The sequence below is a fragment of the Snodgrassella alvi wkB2 genome, assembly GCF_000600005.1.
GTDB classification, from domain to species: Bacteria; Pseudomonadota; Gammaproteobacteria; order Burkholderiales; family Neisseriaceae; genus Snodgrassella; species Snodgrassella alvi.
Genome location: NZ_CP007446.1, coordinates 897,660 through 924,150, shown reverse-complemented (window position 1 = coordinate 924,150; position 26,491 = coordinate 897,660). Strand labels below are relative to the sequence as shown.

Genomic DNA, 26,491 nt, shown 5'->3' with positions numbered 1-26,491 from the left:
ACAAACCAGTTTGATTAGGTTTATCCCGATTTCTCAGGAGATGAATATGGCACAGTATGTGATTGGTGATTTACAGGGATGTCTGACAGAGTTTAAAAAACTACTGGATAAACTGAATTTTAATCCCGGTACTGATACCTTATGGCTTACCGGAGATCTGGTAAACCGGGGCCCGCAATCACTTGCCACATTGCGTCTGGTAAAACAGCATGATGGCTGTATGCAGACTATTCTGGGAAATCATGACTTACATTTACTTGCACTGCATTATGGTTATGGCAAACTCAAACGTGCAGATACAATCAGTGACATTCTGAATGCGCCCGACAGAAAACAATTAATTGACTGGTTACTCCGACAGCCTTTATATCGCCAGCAGGACAATTATGTCATGGTCCATGCAGGTATCTGGCCAGAATGGACATGCGATCAGGCACAGCTACTGGCTCAGGAAGTGGAAACCGTATTGCAAAATACTCCGGAACATTTTTTTTCCCAAATGTATGGCAATAAACCTGTTCGCTGGAACAATAATCTCAGTGGCGATGAGAGATTGCGTTTTATCACTAACAGCTTTACCCGGATGCGTGCACTGACTGATGATGGAGCAATGGATTTTGATTATAAAGGGACGCTCATTAATATACCAGTACATCATATTCCATGGTTTAAGGCGCCGCACCGACAAAATATCGATAAAACCATTCTATTCGGTCATTGGTCGACATTAGGTTTTTATCAGGCCGATCATGTTGTGTGTGTGGATACCGGTGCTTTATGGGGGGGTAGCCTAACAGCATTTAATCTGAATGACAGAAGCGTGGTACAGATACCAAGTGAAATAAAGTTAAATATTGAAAATTAAATACAGTTAAAATAATGACCTTCACATACTGATAGTTGGCCTTGAAAACAAATATTTCACTTGAAACATGATGTTGTGAAGAATTTTTTATTCATGTACTATTAATACAGTAACGATAACGTTTAAACTGTATTATTTAATACTACCCTACATTAGCTAAAAAAGACTAAGATACAGCTATTGCATCTTTACCTAAGCCAAGTATGATGGTTTATGTTATCAGAAGATTTATTCATAAATGCTTATAAGGAGTTGTCATGAAAAAAGTTCTTGTCCCGGCTGTATTGTTGATGCTGGCTGTTACCGGTTGTGCATCAAAACATCATCATAAAGCACCTTCTACACAGGTAGCCGTACCTGCAGCAACTACAGCGAATGTACAGATTGATGCGCGTAAAGAAGTAGCTTATTTGTGCGGTACTGGTGCAGCTAAAAACCGTTTGACTGTAATGTATGGATTGCAAGGTCAGAATGTCGTGGCAGCTCAGGTAAATTATCAGGGCAGACTTTCTCCTGTAATGATGCGTGATGCACGTGATGTTAACTACAATACTTTTGTTTCTCCAGAAGGCATTACTTGGAAAACCGCTATTGCCAACAGCGATACTGTAGATAAAGTTGGTGCTCTGGGTCTGTTACAGCCAAGCAAACAGGTAATTAACGGTCAGGAAAAAATTGTTCCGCAAATCGTTACCCAGAACTGCGTAATAGATAATGGTACAGTGGCAGTAGCTCCGGCTAAAACCAAAACTGTTAAAACCACCAAAACTGTTACTACCAAAAAAGTATACAAACACAAAAAATAATTGCTTGTGCTTTGAACAACGGCAACCTTTCAGGTTGCCGTTTTTATTTTATATATGAATAAAGAACTCTCCTACTTCGTATCTGTACTAGCCAGCCGGAGTGACAGACAAATTCTAATAAATCAGAATAAATCATGGTTTAACTTGAAAGCGGTAATAACTGCCCTTATTTAAATGCAGTTATTTTCTCCGGCAGCTATCCGGCTGCTGGTCAGCAAAGGATCACGAGACATGCAACAATTCGACGGTACAACCATTATTTCCGTTCGCCGCGGTGAAAACGTCGCCATCGGTGGAGATGGTCAAGTGACACTGGGTAATACCATTATTAAAGGGACTGCACGCAAAGTACGCAAACTGTATAACAATCAGGTGCTGGCCGGTTTTGCCGGGGGTACCGCTGATGCATTTACCCTGATAGAACTATTTGAAAGTAAATTGCAAAAACATCAGGGTAAACTGATGCTGGCTGCAATTGAGCTGGCTAAAGAATGGCGTACCGATCGCGCATTACGCCGTCTGGAAGCAATGTTAATTGTGGCAGATAAAAAAAATACACTGGTAATTACCGGAAATGGTGATGTGCTCGAACCGGAACAAAGCATTGCAGCTATTGGTTCCGGTGGTGCTTTTGCCCAGTCGGCAGCACGTGCATTAATGGAAAATACCGAGCTTGAACCGGCTGAAGTAGTTAAAAAGTCCCTCGAGATTGCCGGTGACATCTGCATTTACACAAATCAGAGCCACACTATTGAAACCTTGTAATTTTATTGGCCGTTTAATTTGTATTTAAAAACGGTCATATCTCAAGATTGGAACAAGATGAGTACATCTGTAATGACCCCGAGCGAAATCGTTCATGAATTAGATAATCATATTATCGGGCAGACTCAGGCCAAACGTGCAGTAGCAGTAGCGCTGAGAAACCGGTATCGCCGCAGTCGCGTTGCCGAACCCTTACAAAGCGAAATCGTTCCGAAAAATATTCTGATGATCGGGCCTACTGGTGTAGGTAAAACTGAAATAGCCCGCAGACTTGCCCGTCTGGCCAACGCACCTTTTATTAAGGTAGAAGCTACCAAATTTACTGAAGTAGGCTATGTAGGCCGTGATGTTGACAGTATTATTCGCGATTTGATTGAAATTGCCCTGAAAAACATTCGTAACCAGACAATCGCTAAAAATCGCGACCGTGCTCAGGATGCCGCAGAAAACCGCATTCTGGATGCCCTGCTGCCTCCGCCACGCAGTGTCGGTTTTGCCGGTGAGCCACAGGAAGCTCAACCGGAAAATCATACCCGGCAGAAATTCCGTCAGATGCTGCGTAAAGGCGAGCTTGACGATAAGGAAATCGAGATTGAGGTTGCCGCTAATCCTTCTCCGACCATGTCTGTTATGGGTCCTCCGGGAATGGAAGACTTCACGAATCAGTTGCAAGATATGTTCAGCAGCATGGGACAGGGTAAAACCAAAGCTCAGAAAATGAAAGTAAGCGCTGCTATGAAATTACTGCTGGATGAAGAAGCAGCTAAACTGGTAAGCGAAGAAGAGTTACGTGAACAGGCAATTAAGTCAGTTGAACAAAATGGCATCGTATTTTTGGATGAAATTGATAAAATTGCTACTGACAGCAGTCGCCATGGCGGAGATGTTTCACGTCAGGGTGTGCAGCGTGATTTACTGCCTCTGGTTGAAGGGACAACGGTACAGACTAAGTATGGCATGATTAAAACTGATCATGTTTTATTTATTGCATCTGGCGCATTTCATCTTAATCGACCCAGTGATCTAATCCCCGAATTACAGGGGCGCTTTCCGATTCGTGTTGAGCTGGATAATCTGAGTGTAGATGACTTTAAAGCCATTCTGACAACGACCCATGCTAATTTGACTGAACAGTATTCTGCTTTACTGGCTACTGATGATGTCAATCTGCAATTTACTGATGACGGCATTGCCCGTATTGCTGAAATCGCTTTTCAGGTTAATGAAAAAACCGAAAATATTGGAGCACGCCGATTGCATACAGTTATGGAAAAATTACTTGAAGAAGTTTCCTTTGATGCGCCTGCCGGCGATATAACCATTGACGCAGCTTACGTTGATGCGCGTTTACAGGATATAGCTGAACGTGAGGATCTGGCTCGTTACGTATTGTAATTCTATATTCAAGCGGCTTCGGCCGCTTTTTATTAATTGCGAACCTCTTTTTTTCTCCCTGATATTCAACTAAATATAACCAATCCATGACCTCAATTTTATCGCAAACCTATCAGCCTTATCTTTTGCAGCACTATAGGTTAACCCAGTGGTCGCACCAATTACTTGCAACTACATTAGCAGCATTATTAATGGCTATATCAGCCAATATAAGCATTCCTCTGCACCCCGTCCCTTTATCGCTGCAATCACTGGCAGTTTTACTGCTCGGTGCATTTTTAGGGCGAAAGCTTGCTGTATTAGCCATACTTGAATATTTGCTGCTCGGCGCCTGCGGTCTGCCCTTTTTTGCGGGCGGGCATGGCGGAATAAATGTATTGGTATCAGCCTCTGCCGGTTATCTGTACGGTTTCATATTCAGTGCGTATATCGCCGGCTGGGCTGCTGAAAGAGGCTATGACCGACATTTTTTCAGCGGATTATGCGCCTTTGCACTTGCTCATCAGATTATATTTGTCTTTGGTGTTTTTTATCTGGCTTTTTATTTGCATACCAGTATTTATCATGCATTGCAATTAGGCTATCTGCCATTTGCCGGTTTTGATTTACTTAAATTTTTTATTGCTGCGGCTATTATGTTCACTCTGTGGCAATTTGGTAAAAAGCCAAGCTAATATCTTCAAGATAAGAAAACCGTACGAAAGCAATGTATTAACATACTTGAGTCATATTATCACTGCTATTCTCAGACGGTTTTCTATTTATTCTGACTATTTTTTAAATTGCCGTATCATCCCGCTCTCCGGTTCGAATACGAATAGCGCTTTCTACCGGCAATACAAAAATTTTACCATCTCCGATTTTGCCGGAATGAGCAGCGGTAATAATTACCTCAATCGCCTGTTCTACTCTGTCATCCGGTAATACCAGCTCAATTTTTACCTTGGGTAAAAAATCTACTGCATATTCAGCGCCGCGATAAATTTCTGTATGTCCTTTCTGCCGACCAAAACCTTTGACCTCAGATACAGTCATTCCGCTGAAACCTACATCAGACAAAGCTTCACGTACATCATCCAGCTTAAACGGTTTAACAATTGCTTCAATTTTTTTCATGCCGCCATGTTCCTTTTTACTGTATCCACAGTGCTAAAAACTACCATATCCTTATCTGAAACTCAAACTACCATGATTTAATAACATAAATTTAAGCAAAGCACTTATTTTTCGCGTAAAATTGCGTTTCAGCCAAAACCCACTACTAAAGTGAGCTACTCTCATCATGTCAGTTGTTCTGTCACTGTGCGGCGAGGCCGCACTATCCCCGTTTCGTATCGAAAAATTGTTACAGCAGGCAGCCAGATTACAACTGGATTGTAATATTCAGATAAACAGCGAATATCGCTATTTTGTGGCTTCAGCCACCGAACTTGATTCTGGTCAACAGCAAAAACTGCTTCAACTTTTACGTGCTACTCATCAGAACAGCAATACTCTGACAGGCACGCAATTATTGGTTACACCCCGTCTGGGCACTATTTCACCGTGGGCATCCAAAGCAACCGATATTGCACACAATTGCGCACTAAACGTAATTGAGCGCATTGAGCGCGGCATCCTGTATTCATTTTCGCGCGAGCTTAGTCAGCAGGAACAGGATAGCTGGCAAACCATACTGCATGACCGCATGACAGAAAGTGTACTAACTGCTGTAGCAGATGCTGCACAACTGTTTCACACAACTGCGGCAAAAAGTTTTACCAGTATTGACATACTGGCAAATGGCAAAACAGCTCTGCAAGCAGCTAACCAGCAAATGGGGCTGGCATTATCCGCAGATGAAATAGATTATCTGGTTGAAAATTATCAGCAACTGCAACGTAATCCTACCGATGTAGAACTGATGATGTTTGCTCAGGCAAACTCAGAACATTGTCGACACAAAATATTTAATGCCAAATTTATTGTTGATGATGAAGCCAAACCTGAATCTCTGTTTGGCATGATTCGGGCTACGCATCAGGCACATCCTGAAGGTACACTGGTCGCTTACAAAGACAATTCATCAATCATTGCCGGTGCCAGTATTGAACGCTTTTACCCACAAGCAAATCAACAGCAGAAATATCAGTTCAGCACTGAAGAAACACATATTCTGATGAAGGTGGAAACCCATAACCACCCTACTGCTATCGCACCATTTGCCGGTGCTGCAACCGGTTCCGGCGGGGAAATCCGTGATGAAGGCGCTACAGGAAAAGGCGCACGTCCTAAAGCAGGTTTAAGCGGTTTCAGTGTTTCTAATCTTTGTATTCCCGAATTTATCCAGCCATGGGAACAATATACAACTACACGTAATCAGTATGGTAAGCCAGCCCATATCAGCAGTGCGCTGGATATCATGCTGGATGGCCCGATCGGTAGCGCAGCCTTTAATAATGAATTTGGTCGTCCTAATTTGCTCGGCTATTTCCGTACATTTGAAGAATTATTCAGTGGTACTATGCGCGGCTTTCATAAACCTATTATGATTGCAGGCGGGCTGGGTAATATACAGGCACAGCAGGTTTTCAAAGACAATATTCCCGCAGGTGCATTACTTATTCAGCTGGGCGGACCGGGCTTACTGATTGGTTTGGGTGGCGGAGCAGCCTCCAGCATGAGTACCGGAGCAAATCATGCTGATCTGGATTTCGACTCAGTACAGCGTGGCAATCCTGAAATTGAGCGGCGTGCACAGGAAGTTATTGACCGCTGCTGGCAACTTGGCTCAGAAAATCCGATTATATCCATCCATGATGTTGGTGCAGGTGGCTTATCCAACGCTTTTCCGGAGCTGGTCAACGATGCCGGCCGCGGGGCAATCTTTCAGTTACGTCGCATACCACTTGAAGAACACGGCCTTAATCCGTTGCAGATTTGGTGTAATGAAGCTCAGGAACGCTATGTTTTGGCAGTACAGCCTGAAAATCTGGAAATATTTCAGTCCATATGCCAGCGTGAACGTTGTCCGTTTGCTGTTGTCGGCACAGCTACTGATGAGGGCCAGCTGCAATTACATGATGAATTATTCAATAACAATCCGGTAGATATTCCTCTGGACGTGTTACTGGGCAAACCACCTAAAGTGACTCGCACTGATTCTGCTGTTAATGAAGAGATTCCTCCTTTTGACGGAAGTAAACTGGATATTCGTGAAAGCCTGTACAGAGTATTAGGTCTGCCTGCTGTAGCCAGCAAACAATTTCTGATTACCATTGGTGACCGCAGTGTTGGTGGTCTTACGCATCGCGATCAGATGATTGGAAGATATCAGACACCGGTTGCAGACGTTGCTGTAACCAAAATGGGCTTTAATACCTTACGTGGCGAAGCCATGAGTATGGGTGAAAAATCACCTGTAGCTTTATTTTCCGGTGCAGCCTCAGGGCGTATGGCAGTTGGTGAAGCATTAACCAATATTGCTGCCACAGACATCGGAGAAATGGGCAAAATTAAACTTTCTGCCAACTGGATGGCTGCCTGTGGTTTTGCCGGAGAAGATGCCCGTCTGTATGAGACTGTCAAAGCCGTATCCGAACTGTGCCAGAAACTGCAAATCAGTATACCTGTAGGCAAAGATTCATTATCAATGCAAACACGCTGGCATGATGCCGGTGAAGAAAAAAGGGTAGTTTCGCCTTTATCTGCTGTCATCACAGCCTTTGCACCGGTTCAGAATGTGCTCAACACTGTGACACCTGAGCTACAGAATATTGCAGATACTACCCTGCTGGCCATTGACCTCGGTCAGGGATACAGCCGAATGGGTGGCAGTGCCTTGCAGCAGGTATGGAAAAATCTATGCGGCTTAGCTCCGGATATCAGCAATCCCGAAATTATTTCTAAATTTTTCACACTTATTCAGTCATTGATTCAGGAAAATAAAATTCTGGCCTATCATGACCGCAGTGATGGCGGATTGGTAGTAACACTGGCTGAAATGATGTTTGCTGCCCATATCGGGGTGACTATTGATATTGCATCTCTCATCCGGCAAACCAATAAGCACAGCCAGAATCAGAAGCTGCAAGATGCCGCTGTACGCAGTCTGTTTACAGAAGAGCTTGGTGCGGTTATTCAGATACACAATGATGACCTTGCCGGCATTCAGAATGCTTTTGCCTCTGCCGGTATGGCTGAAACTTTACATGTGCTTGGTCACATCAATACAACTGACCGGTTAATGGTTCAGCATGGTAATACTGTTTTACTCAATGAAAACCGGGTTGAATTGCAAAAGAGGTGGAGTGAAACCAGTTATCAAATGCAACGCTTACGCGATAATCCTTGCTGTGCAGACAGTGAATTTGCCTTACTGGAGCAGGAACAGCTGTCAGAATTATTTGCCAGCCTGAGTTTTAACCCGGCAGAAGATATTGCTTTACCTTATATTCATCGGCATCAGCAGCCTAAAGTTGCCATTCTTCGTGAACAGGGCGTTAACGGACAATTAGAAATGGCGGCCGCATTTACCCGCGCTAATTTCGAAACTTACGATGTTCACATGAGTGATTTACTAAGCGGACGGGTTAAATTAAGTGATTTTCAACTGCTGGCTGCCTGTGGCGGATTCAGCTATGGTGATGTACTGGGCGCCGGAGAAGGATGGGCAAAAAGTATCCTATTTAATGAACAACTGCGACAACAGTTTGCAGAATTCTTTGACAGACAGGATACCCTGACACTAGGCGTGTGTAACGGCTGTCAGATGCTCAGCAATCTGGCTGAAATTATCCCAGGTGCAGATAACTGGCCACGCTTTCGGCGCAATATTTCCGAACAGTTTGAAGCTCGCCTGAGCATGGTCACTATTCCGGCTTCCTCATCATTAATTCTGGCTGATATGGTCGGAAGTAGTTTACCGGTAGTAGTGAGTCATGGTGAAGGACGTGCAGATTTTGCTCACCTGACCAATGACGCCATACCGGCAGATCTTTCTGTTGCACTCCAGTATATTGATGGTCAGAATCAGGTAACGGATATATATCCGCTCAATCCGAATGGCTCTCCGGCCGGTATTGCCGGTGTCAGCAGTACGGACGGCCGCGTCACCATTATGATGCCGCATCCTGAACGGGTATTCCAGACAGCGCAAATGAGCTGGGCTCCGCGTGACTGGCCGGAAATGTCCGGCTGGTACCGGCTGTTTGCCAATGCACGAAAAATTTTAAACTGATAATTGCGAGGGAATCATCATGCCATTACTCGACAGTTTTACTGTAGACCATACCCGTATGCATGCTCCGGCAGTACGTGTGGCTAAGAATATGACCACACCCAAAGGAGATGACATTACTGTATTTGATTTACGCTTCTGCAAACCGAATCAGACTATACTGCCTGAAAAAGGCATGCATACTATTGAACATTTGTTTGCCGGATTCATGCGCGACCATCTTAACAGTGATCAAGTGGAAATTATTGATATCTCACCAATGGGCTGCCGCACTGGCTTTTATATGAGTCTGATCGGAACACCAGATGAAGCAACTGTGGCCAAAGCCTGGGCGGAATCTATGCAGGATGTGCTTGCGGTAACTGATCAGAGCCGCATACCTGAACTTAACCGCTACCAGTGTGGCAGCTATACCATGCATTCACTTGAAGAAGCCAAGTCCATTGCCCGAACAGTTCTTGAAAATCAAATTAGTATCAATTATAACAATGATTTAAAACTAGATGAGTCACTATTGCAACACTAGATATTAATCGTTGTCATTGCTGCCTGAAATTAAACGAAGCTGTGCTGAGCTTATATTTTAGGCAGTTTTTCTTTTTTCCTGTAAATGTAGATATATACAGCATAAACTTATCCCCTGATATAAAAAAACTAATAAAACAAAAAAATTAATAATTTTTTTTACAATTTTATTCAAATTGAGACAAATCAAAGCAAACTACTTGTCAATCAACAAAAATCATTACTTCACTTAACCCAACCATTATCAAGAAGCGGATATAGTCAGTTTTGACAAGTCTTTTTTTTAAAGCAAAAAACCAGTATATTGTGTCTGGAATAACAGTTGACCACTACATTTTGTGTTGGCACTGTTTTTTTCTGCGTTAATTATGCTAGAAAGAATAACTCATGAATGCGGTTGCCAACCTTAAAGTAACCAAACGTAATGGTAGTTTGGAAGACATCAATCTGGATAAAATTCATCAGGTCGTTACCTGGGCTGCAGAAGGCCTGGATAATGTATCCGTATCTCAGGTCGAAATGCGCTCACACATTCAATTTTATAATGGTATTCGTACTGACGATATTCACGAGACCATTATTAAAGCAGCAGCCGACCTGATTTCCACAGAAACACCGGATTATCAGTATTTGGCAGCCCGCTTAGCTATCTTTCATCTGCGTAAAATTGCTTTCGGCCAGTTTGAGCCGCCTCATCTGTATGATCATGTGAGTAAGCTGACAGAATCAGGTAAGTACGATAAACATATTTTAGAAGATTATTCTCGTACAGAATTTGATGAACTGAATGACTGCATCGAACATAACCGTGATTTAACTTTCTCATATGCTGCAGTTAAACAGCTGGAAGGCAAATATCTGGTTCAGAACCGTGTTACCAAACAAATTTTTGAAAGTCCGCAGTTTTTATACATGCTGGTAGCAATGTGCCTGTTCGCCCGTTACCCCCAGGCTACAAGACTGACTTATGTAAAAAAATTCTATCATGCCATCAGTACTTTTAAAATTTCCCTGCCAACACCAATTATGTCAGGTGTTCGCACCCCGACCCGTCAGTTTTCTTCATGCGTACTGATTGAATGTGATGATAGTCTTGATAGCATCAATGCAACTACCAGTGCAATTGTGAAGTATGTATCTCAGCGCGCAGGCATTGGCATTAATGCTGGCCGGATCCGTGCACTGGGCAGCGAAATCCGTGGCGGAGAGGCACAGCATACAGGCTGTATTCCATTTTATAAGATGTTTCAGGCAGCTGTGAAATCCTGCTCACAAGGCGGTGTCCGCGGTGGTGCTGCTACCCTGTTCTATCCTTTGTGGCATCTGGAAGTAGAAAATCTGCTGGTACTGAAAAACAACCGCGGAGTTGAAGAAAACCGCGTACGACATCTTGACTACGGTGTACAAATTAATCGCCTGCTGTATACCCGCCTAATTAAAGGTGAAAATATCAGTCTGTTTTCGCCTTCAGATGTCCCGGGGTTATATGATGCATTTTTTGCAGATCAGGACGAATTCGAACGTCTTTATGTTTTATACGAAAAAGACAACAGCATCAACCGCCGCAGTATTCCGGCAGTAGATTTATTTTCATTATTAATGCAGGAACGTGCCGGTACCGGACGTATTTACATTCAGAATGTCGACCATTGTAATACCCACAGCCCGTTTGACCCCAAACTGGCTCCGGTTCGTCAGTCAAATCTGTGTCTGGAAATTGCTTTACCTACCCGTCCGTTGAATGACATTAAAGACCCTGAGGGAGAAATAGCTCTCTGTACCCTTTCAGCATTTAATCTGGGTGCACTGGAAAGTCTGGAAGAACTCGAAGAACTGGCCGAGCTGGCTACCCGTGCTCTGGACGCTTTGCTGGATTATCAGAACTACCCTATCAAAGCAGCTGAACTGGCTACCATGAACCGGCGGACATTAGGTATCGGTGTCATTAACTTTGCATACTATCTGGCTAAAAATGGCGTTAAATACAGTGATGGTTCTGCCATAAACCTTACCCACCGGACTTTTGAAGCCATTCAGTATTATCTGCTGAAAGCTTCTGTCAAACTGGCACAGGAACTGGGAGCATGCCCAAAATTCAGCGATACTACTTATGCTCAGGGTTTATTACCGATTGATACTTACAAAAAAGATCTGGATAAAATCTGTCAGGAACCTCTGCATCTGGACTGGGAATCATTGCGTGCCGATATAGTTAAACACGGCCTGCGTAATTCCACCCTGACGGCACTCATGCCATCAGAAACATCCAGCCAGATTGCCAATGCTACAAACGGTATTGAACCACCGCGCGGGCTGGTATCGGTGAAGGCATCCAAAGATGGTATTCTTAAACAGGTAGTACCGGAATTCGAACGTCTGCACAACCAGTATGAATTGCTCTGGGATATGCCGAATAATGAAGGTTATCTGCATTTAGTCGGTATTATGCAGAAATTTATCGACCAGTCGATATCCGCCAATACCAATTACGATCCGCAGCGTTTTGAAGGACAAAAAGTCCCGATGAAGCAATTAATCAAAGATTTGCTGACAGCCTATAAATTTGGTCTGAAAACTTTGTATTACCAGAATACCCGTGATGGTGCCGATGATATGCAAACCAGTATTCAGGATGACGGTTGCGCCAGCGGTGCTTGCAAAATCTGATTAAACAAGGGTGCATCAGCACCCTTATCTCCTTTTTCTACATTAATTAAATAAAGAGTATCGCCATGGCCTGTGAACATCTGTCTATGAATTACAGTACATTCTGTCAAAAACCGAATAATGCCCTGACAGAACCGATGTTCTTCGGACAACCGGTTAATGTAGCCCGTTATGACCAGCAGAAATTTGATATATTCGAAAAACTGATTGAAAAACAGCTTTCATTCTTCTGGCGCCCTGAAGAAGTAGATGTATCGCGTGATCGCATCGATTATGCCAATTTACCAGAGCATGAAAAGCATATTTTTATCAGTAATCTGAAATATCAGACCCTGCTTGATTCCATTCAGGGGCGCAGTCCTAATGTTGCCTTACTGCCTCTGGTATCTATTCCTGAGTTGGAAACATGGATTGAAACATGGTCTTTTTCTGAAACCATTCATTCACGCAGTTACACTCACATTATCCGCAATATCGTGAATGATCCTTCGGTTGTGTTTGATGATATTGTACAAAACAAGCACATTATTGCCCGTGCTGAAGAAATTGCCTGTTACTACGACGATTTAATCGAATATACCCAGTACTACAACTTACTGGGCGTAGGTGAACATGAGATTAACGGTAAAACCATTGTAATCAATTTACATGAACTAAAGAAAAAGCTGTATTTATGCCTGATGTGTGTCAATGTACTGGAAGCAATCCGCTTTTATGTTTCATTTGCATGCTCCTTTGCTTTTGCTGAGCGCGAACTGATGGAAGGCAATGCCAAAATCATCAAACTGATTGCCCGTGATGAAGCTTTACACCTCACAGGTACCCAGCAAATGCTTAACCTGATGCGTACCGGCGCAGATGATCCGGAAATGGCGGTGATAGCGGCTGAAACAGAAGAAGAATGTTTCCGGCTTTTCCGTCGTGCTGCCATACAGGAAAAAGACTGGGCAGAATATTTATTTAAAGACGGATCCATGATTGGTCTGAACAAAGATATTCTTGGTCAGTATGTCGAATATATCACCAACCTGCGTATGCAGGCTGTAGGCTTACCGCCGGCTTTTGAACATGCCAAACAAAATCCCATTCCGTGGATTAATGCATGGTTATCTTCCGACAATGTTCAGGTAGCACCACAGGAAGTAGAAGTCAGCTCATATCTGGTTGGTCAGATTGATGCCGAACTTAATGAAGACGACTTAAGCGATTTTGAACTTTAAAACTTCTGTCTGAACCCAGTTTTCAACAAAATCTACCGGAGCAGCTTCAGCTAAAATGAGCTTAATCACCACCTGCGACAAAACATTCACTCTTCAGCAGGATGAAACCCTGCTGGAAGGTCTGGAACGTACCGGACATGAAGTTGAATATCAGTGTCGCAGCGGTTACTGTGGTTCATGCCGGCTCAAACTGCTATCCGGGCAGGTCAGTTATGCAGAACAGCCGCTGGCCTTTATCGCCCCGGGAGAGATACTTCCCTGCTGCTGTCAGGTAAAAACCGATTTGCATCTGGTCTGCCATCTTCGAACCGATACACCGGAACACAATCCAGACCTTTTTGACAACGATTTATTTGCAGATAAATAAAGTTAAACCGGTTATCTTTACCGCCGGAAAAAGGTAAAGTATCGTGACATCCATTTAACTCAGCACTAGGTAAAAACTTATGTTACTTGGCGTAAACATAGATCATGTGGCAACAGTACGTAACGCTCGCGGCAGTATCTATCCCAGCCCGCTGGAAGCAGCACTGCTTGCCGAAACACATGGTGCCGATCTGATTACCATGCATTTACGTGAAGATCGCCGCCATATTCATGATGCTGATGTATTTGCCGTAAAAAATGCCATCAGCACCCGTCTTAATCTGGAAATGGCACTTACCCCGGAAATGCTTGACAACGCTCTGGCTGTTCAGCCTGCCGACGTATGTATCGTACCGGAAAAAAGACAGGAAATCACCACAGAAGGCGGACTGGATGTTCTGTCACAACAGGATAAAGTAGCAGAATATGTCCAGAAACTGACAGCTGCGGGGATACGGGTATCACTGTTTATTGATGCAGATAGCCGGCAGATACAGGCCTGTCAGGAAGTCGGTGCTCCAGTTATTGAGCTGCATACCGGTGCTTATGCAGATGCACCTGAAATGCATCAGCGCCGGCAGCAGCTGGCACGAATCGAAGAAGCAGCTCATCAGGCCAGTGAAATGGGCATAACTGTTAATGCAGGCCATGGTCTGAATATTCACAATGTCACCCCTATTGCTAAAATTCTGGCTATAAACGAACTGAATATTGGTCATGCCCTGATTGCTCAGGCTATTTTCATCGGCTTACCACAAGCCATTGAACAAATGAAGACCACTATTTTCCGTGCACGCAGCCTTCCTTATTAACCTAACCTTTTACCAGCAAAAGGAACAACATGATTTACGGCATAGGTACAGATTTAGTTAAAATTGAACGTATTGCCAAAATGTGTAAAACCTATGGTGCCAATGCCGTAGCAGCAAAAATGCTGTCACGGATTGAAGCACTAGAGTGGCCTTCAGCCAATCATCCTGTACAGTTTCTGGCCAAACGCTTTGCCGCTAAAGAAGCTTTTGCCAAAGCCGTCCATACCGGTCTGCGCAGTCCGGTGACCTTACGCAATATCGGAATCGGTCATAATGAACTCGGCCGGCCTGAATTTATTGTTGAAAAGCCATTAGCACAATGGCTCAAACAAAAAAACATTGGCCGTATCCATCTGAGTCTCACAGATGAAGACGACTACATAGTGGCTTTTGCTGTAGCAGAGTATGCTAAATGACGCAGGATAATCTCATCGAAGTAGTTGCCGGTGTCCTTTATAACCAGCGCGGTGAATTTCTGCTTAGTTCACGTCCGGCAGGTAAAGCATATGCAGGGTACTGGGAATTTGCCGGCGGTAAAGTAGAATCAGGGGAAAGTCTGCTGGCGGCATTGCAGCGGGAATTTGCCGAAGAACTAGGCATAACCGTTAATTCAGCTACACCATGGATAAGCAAAACTCATCGTTACGAACATGCCCACGTACATTTACAATTTTATCGCATTGCAGCCGATCAGTGGCAGGGACAACTAACTGCACGAGAACAGCAAAGCTGGAGCTGGCAGCAGCCAGGTTGTCTTACTGTTACCCCCATATTACCTGCTAATGCACCTATTCTGGCCGCATTAGCCATTCCTGCTCATATGAGCGGAAATTTAAATACAGGTTTTCATACCGCGGCAAAGCAGGAACCTGCCTTAAAAATATACCCTTACCACTCAGGAATAGCAGCAGGATCAATTATTTACACACCAGCAGATCAGCTGCAGCAACTGGCGAATCTGCATCCTGTCAGCGCTATCTGGACTATATGTCATAACAGTGAAGAGTGGCTACAGGCACAAGCAGCTGCGGCGATAATCTGGCCGGTTGGCCAGCATGAAGATATTCAGCTGCTGCTTCATCTGCTGCATAATCAGCCTTCCTCTGTACCCGTTATGGTTTTACAGCAAACAAACGCTCAGCTCATTGCACAGCCAGACTGGATGACACTGGGTGTTCATGGCATCATACTGGAACAACAATAATAAATAATACAACCTCTGTGTATTCACGACCACCTGTACTGCAATTACCGGATAATTTTTCTTAATTTATATTGGTCTGCCAATCTCATGAATCAGCCCGCAAAAAAATCAACTGCTGTTATCATCGGACTACTTATTTTTATCATAGCTGTTCCGCTTATTATTGGCATAGTTTTCTGGCATAACACCCGTACCGATGCTTTGAGCACCCTCAGTAACTGTAATGTCCGCACCGGCTGTATATTACCCGGAGGAGCTGTCATTCAGTTTACGCCTCCGGCAGATATCACCAAACCTTTTGATATCAGCATGCGTAAAGTACCTGCTTCTGTAAAACGAATCAGCATACATTTCACCATGCGCAATATGAGTCTGGGTTTTAATCGTACTGACTTCAAACCGCAGGGACAGGGGGTATGGGCAGCTTACCGTGCCGTATTGCCTGTATGTGTTGACGAACGTAATGACTTTCTTGGTGATTTAACTGTTGACGGCAAGCATTACAATATTGTATTCACTGCACCGTAAACAGCACAAGCATATAAGCATTGCATCTCAGACTGTTTCACCCGTACAATCACAGACATTGATTACCTTGCCATTAAAAGGATTCAGGTCATGATCAGCAAAAAATTTTTTGAAGACATCAGCGATAAACTCGGCGATACCATCAGTAACAGTCCCATCAAAGATATGGAAAGAAATGTTAAATCCATGCTTGGCAGTGCTTTTAACCGGATGGATTTGATTACACGTGAAGAATTCGATATTCAGCAACAGGTTTTACTAAAAACCCGGGAAAAACTGGCTGAACTGGAAAGCAGAGTGATCGCGCTGGAAGCGTTGTTAGCACAAAATAATAACAACCATGAAACCACCGATCCGGTTGCTCCGACAGATAATCATACTGATTTGTCTGACTAAGGAATTACGCCATGTCATGGGCAGTTGTTTATAGTCGTGCTCTGGCTGGCATGGCAGCACCACTTGTAGAGGTAGAAGCTCATCTGGCCAACGGCTTACCTGCATTCAGCATTGTTGGTCTGCCGGATACAGAAGTTAAAGAAAGCAGAGATCGGGTAAGAGCGGCTATTATTCAGTCCGGTTTTGACTTTCCGGCTAAAAAAATTACCGTTAATCTGGCACCCGCTGATTTACCCAAAGAATCAGGCCGGTTTGATTTACCGATAGCTATCGGCATACTGGCAGCATCCGGTCAGATTGATGGTACCAATCTACATCAGTATGAACTGGCCGGAGAACTTGGCCTGTCCGGTCAGATCAGGCCTATCCGCGGGGCTATCGCCATGGCAGAAGCAGCCAGACAGCACCAGCGTTCATTTATTCTGCCCTCAGATAATGCTTTTCAAACTGCCCTGTTACCTGATGCGCATGTTTATGGCGCTGATACATTATTGGCAGTAGCAGCTCATCTTAATCAGGACCAACCACTTTCCCCTGTTGATGTACAACATATACAACAACAGCCTGATGAAACAAACTATCCTGATATGGCCGATGTACGCGGGCAACAAACAGCCAGACTAGCACTGGAGATCGCCGCAGCCGGCGGTCACAGTATCCTCATGTCCGGACCGCCAGGAACCGGTAAATCTATGCTAGCACAGCGTCTACCCGGTATCTTACCGCCACTTACAGCCAAAGAACTCGTCAGCGTCTGGTCATTACAGTCATTGTTGCCTCACGGACAGCAAAAATACCGCCTGAACCGGCCATTTCGCTCGCCCCATCATAGTACTTCGGCTGTTGCACTAGTAGGTGGTGGCTCCGATCCCCGACCTGGTGAAATTTCACTGGCACATCATGGTATTTTATTTTTGGACGAACTGCCGGAATTCGACCGAAAAGTTCTTGAAGTTTTACGAGAACCACTGGAAAGCGGAGAAATTCATATCTCACGCGCAGCACGTCAGGCTACTTATCCGGCTAAATTCCAGCTGATAGCAGCAATGAACCCCTGCCCTTGCGGTTATCTCGGACATCCAGTTAAACCATGTCGCTGTACACCCGAAGCCATAACCCGTTACCGTGATAAAATTTCCGGTCCGCTGCTTGACCGTATAGACCTGATCATTGAAGTGCCCAGTTTACCTGCCAGTGATTTGTTACAGCAGGCAAACGGTGAAAACAGCAGCAGTATTCGTGAGCGTGTCAAAACAGCACGCTCGCGCCAGTATCAGCGTCAGGGTAAAATCAATGCTCAACTGAGCAACCGTGAACTGGATGATATAGCCCGAATCACCCCTGAAGCCAAACAAACCCTGGCCAGTGTGATGGAAAAATTGTCGCTGTCAGCACGCAGTTTTCATCGTATTTTACGTATTGCACGTACATTAGCAGATATGAATGATATACATGATGTTGAAACCAGCCACATTTTACGCGCCATAAGCTTCCGCCGTGCTTTATAATATCAGCAGAACTGAAATTGATAATGTTATCTATACAGATAACTTCCAGTTCTGAACAGAATTTGCCGTATATAATGCCAAACATAAAGGCTTTTAACATGCATATGTACACACCACTTCGTCAGGCAGGTAAGGGGCTTGTCAGCTTTATAATAGGTTTGCTTCTTGCAACCTTAATCATTGCCTGTATCCTATTCTTCCTGAATAAAAGCAAATCAGATTTTAAAATTCCTGATAATCCCGCTGCTTCTGTTCCGCCACAACCCGAAATACTTACTCCGGCCAATAGTACAACAGCATCTTCTCAAATCTTTACTCCTGATACTCCTGCGTCTTCAGGAACCACCGTTGAAACCCCGGAGACTATACCAGCTTCACAACCGGTCAATATGGGAGGGATTGAAAATGACATTACTATTGAACACACACCGACAACACAACCACCCATACCACATAAAACACCAGAAAAAACACCCAGAAAAGCACCCCCAGTCAGTCATACAGATATAACTCCGGAACAAATTCTGAATAACGGTAGTATTGAAAAAGCTCAGCGTGCAGCAGCAAAGCAGCATAGTGAAGACAAAGTTTTTTTACAAATCGGTTCATATAACAACCGTACTGATGCTGATGCCCAGCGTGCCAAACTAGTGATGCTGGGAATTAACAGCAGCGTACATAGTGCTAAAGTGAACGGTACAATCAAATATCGTGTTCAGACTGATAATCTGAGTCAGAATCAGGCAAAACAGATTAAACAAACTTTACAGCAGCATAATATCGACAGCCTGACCAGAACAGCATCCTGAGTCAGCCAGTTTCATAACAGGAAATTAACATGCTAAAAAAAATCATTACTACCATGGTGACAGCAATGGCTTTTGTCACTGGCATAGCACAGGCAGCAATAGTAAAAATAGATTATGATGTACTGGATAAACCCATTCCGCAACTGCATAAAGACAAAGTAGAAGTTCTGGAATTTTTCTCCTACAGCTGTATCCACTGCTCTCATCTTGAGCCCTTTATGCTTAAAGAAATGAAATCTTTTGCGCCTGATACCTATCTGCGTCCCGTTCATGTTGTCTGGGATGATGACGTTTATTTCAATCTTGCCCGTGTTGCTGCCGCAGTAAACAGTACCGGAATGAAATTACAGGCAGACCCGCTAATCTTTGACGCTATTTTTAATAAACACATCGAATTATGGCAACCTGATGTATTTAACAAGTGGGCTATAAAACAAACTGCTTTTGACGGTCAGAAACTGGTAAAAGCCTATAATAGTCTGGAAAATTCAGCTACGGCTACCAGCATGCGTAAAATGGGCGAAAAATACAACATTACGTCAACACCTACTGTTATTGTAGGCGGTAAATACGTACTTAAATTTCCGAAAGGATTTGCAGCAGGAATGAAAACAATGAATGAACTAATTGAAAAAGTACGCAATGAGAATAGCGCGCATGCTGCAAGCACACGTAAACTACCCAAAAGCATAGGTGCTTCACTAGCAGCCTCTGCCAATCGATAGACTCTGGTCTTCGATCAAAACAATAGTGTGTTTAGCCTTAAACACACTATTGTTTTGTATAAATTTCATGGCTTAAATACACAAATACAGTAAATAAAATGGATATTGTCTTGTTTTTAAAAGCCCTGATTCTGGGCATTGTAGAAGGTTTGACCGAATTTCTGCCTGTTTCCAGTACCGGACATCTGATAGTAGTCGGTAATCTGCTGAAATTTGAGACTACAGGTGAAGTATTCGACATTACGATACAGCTTGGTGCAATTCTTGCCATTGTTTTTGAATATAAACACCGATTTGCTCATATCATTACCCATATTGGTAAAGAACCGGCTACCAACCGCTTTGTTCTCAATCTGGCTATAGCCTTTATTCCCGCTGCCATCATGGGCTTACTGTTCAGTGAACAAATCAAGCATTATCTGTTTAATCCAATTACTGTTGCTACGGCACTTGTAATAGGCGGTTTACTGATTCTCTGGATTGAAAAACGTCAGAGCCGTACCGAACCGAAAGTTAAAACTGTTGAGGACATGCGGCCTCGCGATGCACTTATCGTCGGACTGGCGCAAATTCTGGCACTGATTCCCGGTACATCTCGTTCTGGAAGTACGATTATGGGCGGCATGCTTTGGGGGATTGAGCGCAAAGCAGCAACAGAGTTTTCTTTTTTTCTGGCCGTACCAGTAATGATTGCTGCCACCGGTTACGACATGCTTAAGCATCTGCATGAGTTTACCCGAGATGATTTATTGTTGATTGCTATTGGTTTTGTTGCCGCATTTCTTTCTGCCCTGGTAGCAGTGAAGGCTTTACTGCGCTTTGTTGCTCATAAAAATTATATCCCTTTTGCGTGGTACCGAATTATATTTGGCGGTATCATTTTAGTAACATGGGCTACAGGCTGGGTAAAATGGTAATCAGAATCTAATTGTCTCTGGTATAAAAACGTTAAATTGTGATAAAGTGATATTTTAAAAGACCTCAGGCACAACATTCTGCTGCCTTTCCACGTCCACGTCACACTGTTCCGTCAGGGTCAGTGTGGCTTGTATTTTGTGAGGAATCCCAATGCAGTCTTGGCAATTGCCCGAATATATTGCCGACATTCTACCTTCAGCGGCGCGCCAGCTTGAAAGCGCCAAAGAACAGCTGTTAGCACTTTATCGCGTCCATGGCTACGAACTTGTCAGCCCCCCTTTACTTGAATACAGTCAGTCCTTACTTACCCGTATTGATGAAGGGCTGTCACTAAAAACCATCCGTGTTGTCGATCAGCTTAGTGGCCGGCAGCTTGGCCTGCGCGCAGATATCACACCCCAGGTTGCCCGTATAGATGCTCATCTGCTGTCAGCCAATAGCGGGATTAACCGACTGTGTTATGCCGGTCCGGTTTTACATGCACGGCCTGACGGCTTTTTAAGTACCCGGGAACCTTTACAGATCGGCGCTGAATTATATGGGTATGCGGGTATCGAAGCCGACATCGAACTTATTGATTTAATGCTCAAAAGCCTGACCATTGTCAATGTACCCAAACCAACACTGTCACTTGGGCATATCGGTATTTTTCATACACTGGCTAATGCTGCCAGCCTGACTACACAACAGGCGGCAACTTTATTACAGCTGATGCAGGCTAAAGATGCTGCCGCAGTTCAGCAGTGTGTACAACAATGGCAGCTTCCTGAGCAATGGATTAAAGCTTTCGTCGCTTTACCTGCATTATATGGAACCCAGACAGTATTGCAGACTGCCGCAGACTGTCTGCCAGACCTGCCGGAAATAAGTGAAGCATTACAGCAGCTCCGGCAAATCTGCACAGCATTTGCAAACCATAATATATTTATTGATTTAAGTGAATTGCGAGTAGACAACTACCATACCGGGTTGCTGTTTGCTGCCTATAGCGAAGACTGGCCGGACGCACTGGCACGAGGCGGACGTTATAATGGTCTGGGTAAATATTTTGGTCGTAACCGCCCTGCTTCCGGTTTTAGTTTTGATTTACGTGATTTAATCGGGCATCTGCCTCCGGTAGAAAAACTGCGCGGCATAAAAGTCAGCGTACAAGATGCCACTGCTGCAAAAACCGAAATAGAGCAACTGCGTTCAGCCGGTGAGTGTGTCATTATTGATTATACTCCCGAATGTAACGATATCAGAGGATGCGACCGCCAGCTGGTATGGCAAAACCAGCAATGGCAGCTGATTCCTTTGTAGCAATAATTAACCCTTAGTATGAGCAGGTAAAACCATATGGCAAAAAACGTCGTTGTTGTCGGCACCCAGTGGGGTGATGAAGGCAAAGGTAAAATTGTAGACTGGCTGACTGAACGTGCCTCCGGCGTGGTACGTTATCAGGGCGGACATAATGCAGGGCATACTCTGGTGGTCAATGGCAAAAAAACTGTTTTGCGCCTGATTCCCAGTGGTATTTTACATACAGGTAAACGTTGTTTTATCGGTTCTGGTGTTGTCGTATCACCAGAAGCTTTGCTTAGCGAAATGGCTGAATTACAGCAGGCAGGTATTGATGTAATCAAACAATTAACCATTGCACCGACCTGTCCCTTAATTCTTCCCTATCATATCGCTCTGGATCATGCTCGTGAAGCAGCCAAGGGGGATAAGAAAATCGGCACGACCGGTCGTGGTATCGGACCTGCATATGAAGACAAGATTGCCCGGCGTGCAGTTCGTATTATGGATTTATTCCAGCCTGATGTTTTACAGCAGAAAATTAAAGATGCAGTAGCCATTTATAACTGCCAGCTTACCGGCCTGTATGGTCAGGAAGCACTTGATGCTGAAAAAATTTACCAGCAGACTCTGGAACTGGCCGATCAGATAAAACCAATGGTCGGAGATGTTTCCCGTGAACTGAACGATATGAATGCCCGTGGTGAATCCTTGCTGTTTGAAGGTGCTCAGGGTACTTTCCTTGATATTGATTACGGTACCTATCCTTTCGTTACCTCCTCTAACTGCATTGCCGGAGCGGCAGCTGTCGGTTCTGGTGTAGGACCGACTAAACTTGATTACGTACTGGGTATTGTCAAAGCTTACACAACACGAGTTGGTTCCGGACCATTCCCGACCGAACTTTTCGATAGCGTGGGTGAAGGTCTGGCAGAACGCGGCAATGAATTTGGTGCAGTAACCGGACGTCCGCGCCGCTGCGGCTGGTTTGATGCTGCTCTGATGAAACGGTCTATCCAGGTAAATGGTATTTCCGGCTTATGTTTAACTAAACTGGACGTTATGGACGGCATGGATAGCATTAATATTTGTGTCGGTTATGATTATAACGGGCAAAAAATAGATATTTTGCCTTGTGGTTCCGACGCCGTTTCTGCCTGTACGCCTATTTATGAAACAATGCCGGGCTGGCAGGAAAGCACTTTTGGTCTGAAATCATACGACGCACTACCAGACAATGCTAAAGCCTATCTGAAACGTATTGAAGAAATTTGCGGTGCTCCGATTGCCATGATTTCTACCGGTCCTGATCGAGAAGAAACTATTCTGCTCCGTCATCCATATGAATAACTGAAATTAAAAATAAACCCATCAGCTGATGGGTTTATTTTTAAAACAAATCAATCAATTCAGCACATATTACCTTTAAACTGATTAATTAGCCGCTTAGATAAATGCTTATCTCTCAAAAAGCAGCCGGCTTTATCAGTTAAAAAGATTATGCCACCACATAGCAATACCATCCAGCCAACGACCAAAACCGCTTGCTTCGCCCACATTATCCAGTGCCACAACATTCTGTCGGGCAATTTCCTGTTTACCTGAGAGCAATTTTAAAGTTCCGATATTCTGGCCTTTGTACACCGGAGCTACCACTGGTTGAACAGCCTCCAGCTCTACAGATAATTGTTTAGCACTACCAGAAGGCAAAGTGACATAAGCATCACCTAAAAAACCTGCTGCTACTTTCCTGTGTGCACCTTTATAAACAGTAATATCACTTACTTTATGTCCGGCCGGATATAATCTAACCGTATTAAAATTAGTCAGAGCCCAGCTTAATAATTTACTTCCCTCTGCTGCTCTGGCCTCACTACTGTCAGCTCCTACCAGCACAGCTACAATTTTGCGTTCATTGCGTTTACTGCTTACAACCAGATTGTAACCACCATGTATAGTATAGCCGACTGCCAGACCATCTACCTGATCATCTCTGAATAGGAGCAAATTACGGTTTAACTGAGTAACACCATTATAAGCAAAAGATTTTTTAGCAAACCAGCTCTGATATTGCGGAAAATCGCGCACCAAAGCCTGAGCCAGCAGCAGCAGATCCTCCACACTGCTATATTGTCCCTCTGCCGGTAATCCGGTGCAATTAACAAAATTGGTATTTGTCAGTCCCATTTTTCGCGCCTCAGCATTCATCTTGCGCACAAATGCTTTTTCGTTTCCGCTCACAGCCTCAGCCAGCGTAATTGCTGCATCGTTAGCTGAGATAACCAGCATACCCTGCACAACGGTTTCCACATTTACCGGAACACCCTGCTGTAAAAACATCCGGCTACCATCTGCCTGCCAGCCGGTAGCGGAAACTTTTAGCGGTTGCTGCGCTTTCAGTTTACCCGTATGCAAAGCATCTAATACCAGATAAGCTGTCATTAGCTTTGTCAGTGCAGCAGGTTCAATCCGGGCATCTTTATCACGGCTGGCCAGAACTGTACCACTTTGCTGATCTGCCACTGCATATGCAGCAGCATTAATTTCAGGCATAGTTACAGCATGTGCCGGTAATAAAATGCACATCAGTAAAGCTGTAACGAGCCAGCGAAAAAAATTTCTCATCATTTCTATTATCTAATTTAAATCTGAATTAACCGCAATTAATCATTTCCATAACCGCTTATTATAAACAGTAGTCTGCACAAGAGAAGCAATATTGGCAAATTTACTTGCATAAAAAAAACAGCCGCGTTATCGTTAATTTTTGATTAATTCAGTTAAGCAGATAATCTGCAAAATAAAATCAGTTATTTCATTCTACATTATGAACAATCACACAAACTACCTTACCCGCATTCTTACTGCCGCAGTATATGATGTGGCCATTGAAACACCCTTGGATTATGCTGCTAATCTGTCAGATCGACTCAACAATCACATCTGGCTGAAACGGGAGGATTTACAACCAGTATTCTCTTTCAAAATCCGCGGGGCCTATAACAAAATGGCCAAGCTGGATAAAAATGCCCTGGAAAAAGGTGTCATCACGGCCTCGGCTGGCAATCATGCTCAGGGCGTAGCGCTTTCAGCACAAAAACTGGGTTGTGAAGCAACTATCGTTATGCCTCAGACCACACCACAAATTAAAATCGATGCTGTAAAAAAACGCGGTGGCAAAGTAGTACTGGCCGGTGAGTCCTACAATGATGCCTACAACCATGCCATGCAGCTGGTTGCCCAAAGTGGCCTCACATATATTCCACCATTTGATGATCCGGATGTCATTGCCGGACAGGGTACCATCGGTATGGAAATATTACGCCAGCACCCAAAACCTATTGATGCTGTATTTGTTGCTATTGGCGGCGGCGGGCTGGCTGCAGGAGTGGCAGCGTACATTAAAAATGTACGTCCGGAGGTCAAAGTAATCGGCGTAGAAACTGAAGATGCCTGTGCTATGAAGCAATCTATTGCTGCTGGCAAACGCATAGAACTTAAAGAAGTAGGTTTGTTTGCGGATGGTACTGCAGTTAAACTGGTAGGTGAAGAAACATTCACACTATGCAAAGACTTACTGGATGACATTATTATTGTAGATACCGATAGTATTTGTGCAGCAATTAAAGACATTTTCGATGATACCCGCAGTATTACTGAAACCTCCGGTGCACTGGCTCTTGCCGGATTAAAAGCCTATATTGCCCGGAATCAATGTCAGCATCAAAATCTAATCGCAGTAACCAGCGGTGCAAATATGAATTTCCATCAACTGCGCCACGTCTCTGAACGCTGTGAACTGACAGAGGGACATGAAGGAATTTTTGCGGTAACCATCCCGGAAAAACCCGGTAGCTTTCGTTTTTTCATTGATTTAATCGGTAACAGAAATATTACCGAATTCAATTATCGCTATGGTGATGACCAGAAAGCCCATATATTTGTTGGTATTCAAAGCAATGATACTGCTGATTTACAGACTATCGTACAGGAACTGAACAACAATGGTTTACCGGCTCTAGATCTCACCCATAACGAAATGGCCAAACTGCATATCCGATATATGGTAGGTGGTCGTACCAGCAAAGTTGCTAATGAGCGTCTGATTAGTTTTGAATTTCCTGAGCGACCGGGTGCTCTGAGACGTTTTCTGATACATATGCAATCCGACTGGAACATTACTTTGTTCCATTATCGCAATCATGGAGCCGATTTCGGTCGCGTACTGGTTGGTTTGAATATTCCACCGGCTGATGCAGTAAAATTCTATGCATTTCTGGATAATGTGGGTTATATCTATCAGGAACAAACTCACAATGCCGCTTATCAGCTATTTCTAAGCGAATCCGCCACCGCCTGATAAATAAATCAGAAATACAACCACAAAACAACAGACAGAGTAATTGCTAAAATTACTCTGTCTAATTTTTTAAATGAATCTGTAACGGGCTTAATCTTTCCTAGTGATATTTTTATTCTCCAT

24 protein-coding genes are annotated in these 26,491 nt (G+C 43.9%); 22 read left to right on the top strand and 2 right to left on the bottom strand.

The genetic code is table 11. The annotated features are described in order from the left end of the window. The first annotated feature begins 46 nt into the window (after positions 1–46). From SALWKB2_RS04270 to SALWKB2_RS04250, 5 genes are all read left to right on the top strand, one after another. Positions 47–865 (top strand): symmetrical bis(5'-nucleosyl)-tetraphosphatase, encoded by an 819-nt coding sequence (locus tag SALWKB2_RS04270; protein WP_025330445.1) that lies wholly within the window; start codon positions 47–49, stop codon positions 863–865. A 257-nt stretch (positions 866–1,122) separates the two neighbouring features. Further along, positions 1,123–1,671, top strand: coding sequence for a hypothetical protein (locus SALWKB2_RS04265; RefSeq protein WP_025330444.1), 549 nt, complete (start codon positions 1,123–1,125; stop codon positions 1,669–1,671). A 231-nt stretch (positions 1,672–1,902) separates the two neighbouring features. After that, positions 1,903–2,436 (top strand): ATP-dependent protease subunit HslV, encoded by a 534-nt coding sequence (gene hslV / locus SALWKB2_RS04260; protein WP_025330443.1) that lies wholly within the window; start codon positions 1,903–1,905, stop codon positions 2,434–2,436. Between the two features lie 57 nt (positions 2,437–2,493). Beyond that, positions 2,494–3,831, top strand: coding sequence for an ATP-dependent protease ATPase subunit HslU (gene hslU, locus SALWKB2_RS04255; protein ID WP_025330442.1), 1,338 nt, complete (start codon positions 2,494–2,496; stop codon positions 3,829–3,831). 86 nt (positions 3,832–3,917) lie between these two features. Beyond that, complete coding sequence (locus SALWKB2_RS04250; RefSeq protein ID WP_025330441.1) at positions 3,918–4,505, top strand: biotin transporter BioY; 588 nt, start codon at positions 3,918–3,920, stop codon at positions 4,503–4,505. 103 nt (positions 4,506–4,608) lie between these two features. Here SALWKB2_RS04250 and SALWKB2_RS04245 read toward each other — a convergent pair whose 3' ends face one another. Beyond that, complete coding sequence (locus tag SALWKB2_RS04245) at positions 4,609–4,947, bottom strand: P-II family nitrogen regulator (RefSeq protein ID WP_025330440.1); 339 nt, start codon at positions 4,945–4,947, stop codon at positions 4,609–4,611. A gap of 166 nt (positions 4,948–5,113) precedes the next feature. Between SALWKB2_RS04245 and purL the strand changes: the two genes are divergently transcribed. The 16 genes from purL to SALWKB2_RS04165 all read left to right on the top strand — a co-directional run bounded on the left by purL (position 5,114) and on the right by SALWKB2_RS04165 (position 23,358). Then, positions 5,114–9,049, top strand: a complete 3,936-nt coding sequence (purL, locus tag SALWKB2_RS04240) for a phosphoribosylformylglycinamidine synthase (RefSeq protein ID WP_025330439.1) — start codon at positions 5,114–5,116, stop codon at positions 9,047–9,049. 19 nt (positions 9,050–9,068) lie between these two features. Beyond that, positions 9,069–9,575, top strand: a complete 507-nt coding sequence (gene luxS, locus SALWKB2_RS04235) for an S-ribosylhomocysteine lyase (RefSeq protein ID WP_025330438.1) — start codon at positions 9,069–9,071, stop codon at positions 9,573–9,575. Positions 9,576–9,961: 386 nt separating this feature from the next. Next, positions 9,962–12,241 carry a class 1a ribonucleoside-diphosphate reductase subunit alpha gene (gene nrdA, locus SALWKB2_RS04230; protein WP_025330437.1) on the top strand — a complete coding sequence of 760 codons (2,280 nt, stop codon included), beginning with the start codon at positions 9,962–9,964 and terminating at the stop codon, positions 12,239–12,241. Positions 12,242–12,327: 86 nt separating this feature from the next. Then, positions 12,328–13,461: a class Ia ribonucleoside-diphosphate reductase subunit beta gene (gene nrdB, locus SALWKB2_RS04225; protein ID WP_025330436.1), complete on the top strand. Its 1,134-nt coding sequence runs from the start codon at positions 12,328–12,330 to the stop codon at positions 13,459–13,461. Positions 13,462–13,516: 55 nt separating this feature from the next. Beyond that, entirely contained in the window at positions 13,517–13,828 is a 312-nt protein-coding gene (yfaE, locus tag SALWKB2_RS04220; RefSeq protein WP_025330435.1) for a class I ribonucleotide reductase maintenance protein YfaE, read from the top strand. A gap of 79 nt (positions 13,829–13,907) precedes the next feature. After that, entirely contained in the window at positions 13,908–14,639 is a 732-nt protein-coding gene (gene pdxJ, locus SALWKB2_RS04215) for a pyridoxine 5'-phosphate synthase (protein WP_025330434.1), read from the top strand. Positions 14,640–14,668: 29 nt separating this feature from the next. Continuing rightward, entirely contained in the window at positions 14,669–15,055 is a 387-nt protein-coding gene (gene acpS, locus SALWKB2_RS04210; RefSeq protein ID WP_025330433.1) for a holo-ACP synthase, read from the top strand. Beyond that, entirely contained in the window at positions 15,052–15,843 is a 792-nt protein-coding gene (locus SALWKB2_RS04205) for an NUDIX domain-containing protein (RefSeq protein WP_025330432.1), read from the top strand. Before acpS ends, SALWKB2_RS04205 begins: the two co-directional genes overlap by 4 nt. A gap of 87 nt (positions 15,844–15,930) precedes the next feature. Beyond that, positions 15,931–16,371 carry a hypothetical protein gene (locus SALWKB2_RS04200; protein WP_025330431.1) on the top strand — a complete coding sequence of 147 codons (441 nt, stop codon included), beginning with the start codon at positions 15,931–15,933 and terminating at the stop codon, positions 16,369–16,371. Between the two features lie 90 nt (positions 16,372–16,461). After that, a complete protein-coding gene (locus SALWKB2_RS04195) occupies positions 16,462–16,767 on the top strand; it encodes an accessory factor UbiK family protein (protein WP_025330430.1) in 306 nt (101 codons plus the stop codon). 11 nt (positions 16,768–16,778) lie between these two features. Further along, positions 16,779–18,275 (top strand): YifB family Mg chelatase-like AAA ATPase, encoded by a 1,497-nt coding sequence (locus SALWKB2_RS04190; protein WP_025330429.1) that lies wholly within the window; start codon positions 16,779–16,781, stop codon positions 18,273–18,275. Between the two features lie 104 nt (positions 18,276–18,379). After that, the gene (locus SALWKB2_RS04185) at positions 18,380–19,084 is read left to right on the top strand and encodes an SPOR domain-containing protein (RefSeq protein WP_144353283.1); all 705 of its coding nucleotides are present in this window, start codon (positions 18,380–18,382) and stop codon (positions 19,082–19,084) included. Positions 19,085–19,113: 29 nt separating this feature from the next. Continuing rightward, positions 19,114–19,809 (top strand): thiol:disulfide interchange protein DsbA/DsbL, encoded by a 696-nt coding sequence (locus SALWKB2_RS04180; RefSeq protein ID WP_025330427.1) that lies wholly within the window; start codon positions 19,114–19,116, stop codon positions 19,807–19,809. Positions 19,810–19,907: 98 nt separating this feature from the next. Then, on the top strand, positions 19,908–20,726 hold the full coding sequence (locus SALWKB2_RS04175) for an undecaprenyl-diphosphate phosphatase (protein ID WP_038648776.1): 819 nt from the start codon (positions 19,908–19,910) through the stop codon (positions 20,724–20,726). A gap of 151 nt (positions 20,727–20,877) precedes the next feature. After that, positions 20,878–22,029, top strand: coding sequence for an ATP phosphoribosyltransferase regulatory subunit (locus SALWKB2_RS04170; RefSeq protein ID WP_025330426.1), 1,152 nt, complete (start codon positions 20,878–20,880; stop codon positions 22,027–22,029). A 36-nt stretch (positions 22,030–22,065) separates the two neighbouring features. Next, the gene (locus SALWKB2_RS04165) at positions 22,066–23,358 is read left to right on the top strand and encodes an adenylosuccinate synthase (RefSeq protein ID WP_025330425.1); all 1,293 of its coding nucleotides are present in this window, start codon (positions 22,066–22,068) and stop codon (positions 23,356–23,358) included. Between the two features lie 135 nt (positions 23,359–23,493). On the opposite strand, the gene SALWKB2_RS04160 is transcribed toward SALWKB2_RS04165, so the two are convergent. Then, a complete protein-coding gene (locus SALWKB2_RS04160) occupies positions 23,494–24,636 on the bottom strand; it encodes a D-alanyl-D-alanine carboxypeptidase family protein (protein WP_232616984.1) in 1,143 nt (380 codons plus the stop codon). 199 nt (positions 24,637–24,835) lie between these two features. Between SALWKB2_RS04160 and ilvA the strand changes: the two genes are divergently transcribed. Next, the gene (ilvA, locus tag SALWKB2_RS04155) at positions 24,836–26,368 is read left to right on the top strand and encodes a threonine ammonia-lyase, biosynthetic (protein ID WP_025330423.1); all 1,533 of its coding nucleotides are present in this window, start codon (positions 24,836–24,838) and stop codon (positions 26,366–26,368) included. Positions 26,369–26,491: the final 123 nt, after the last annotated feature.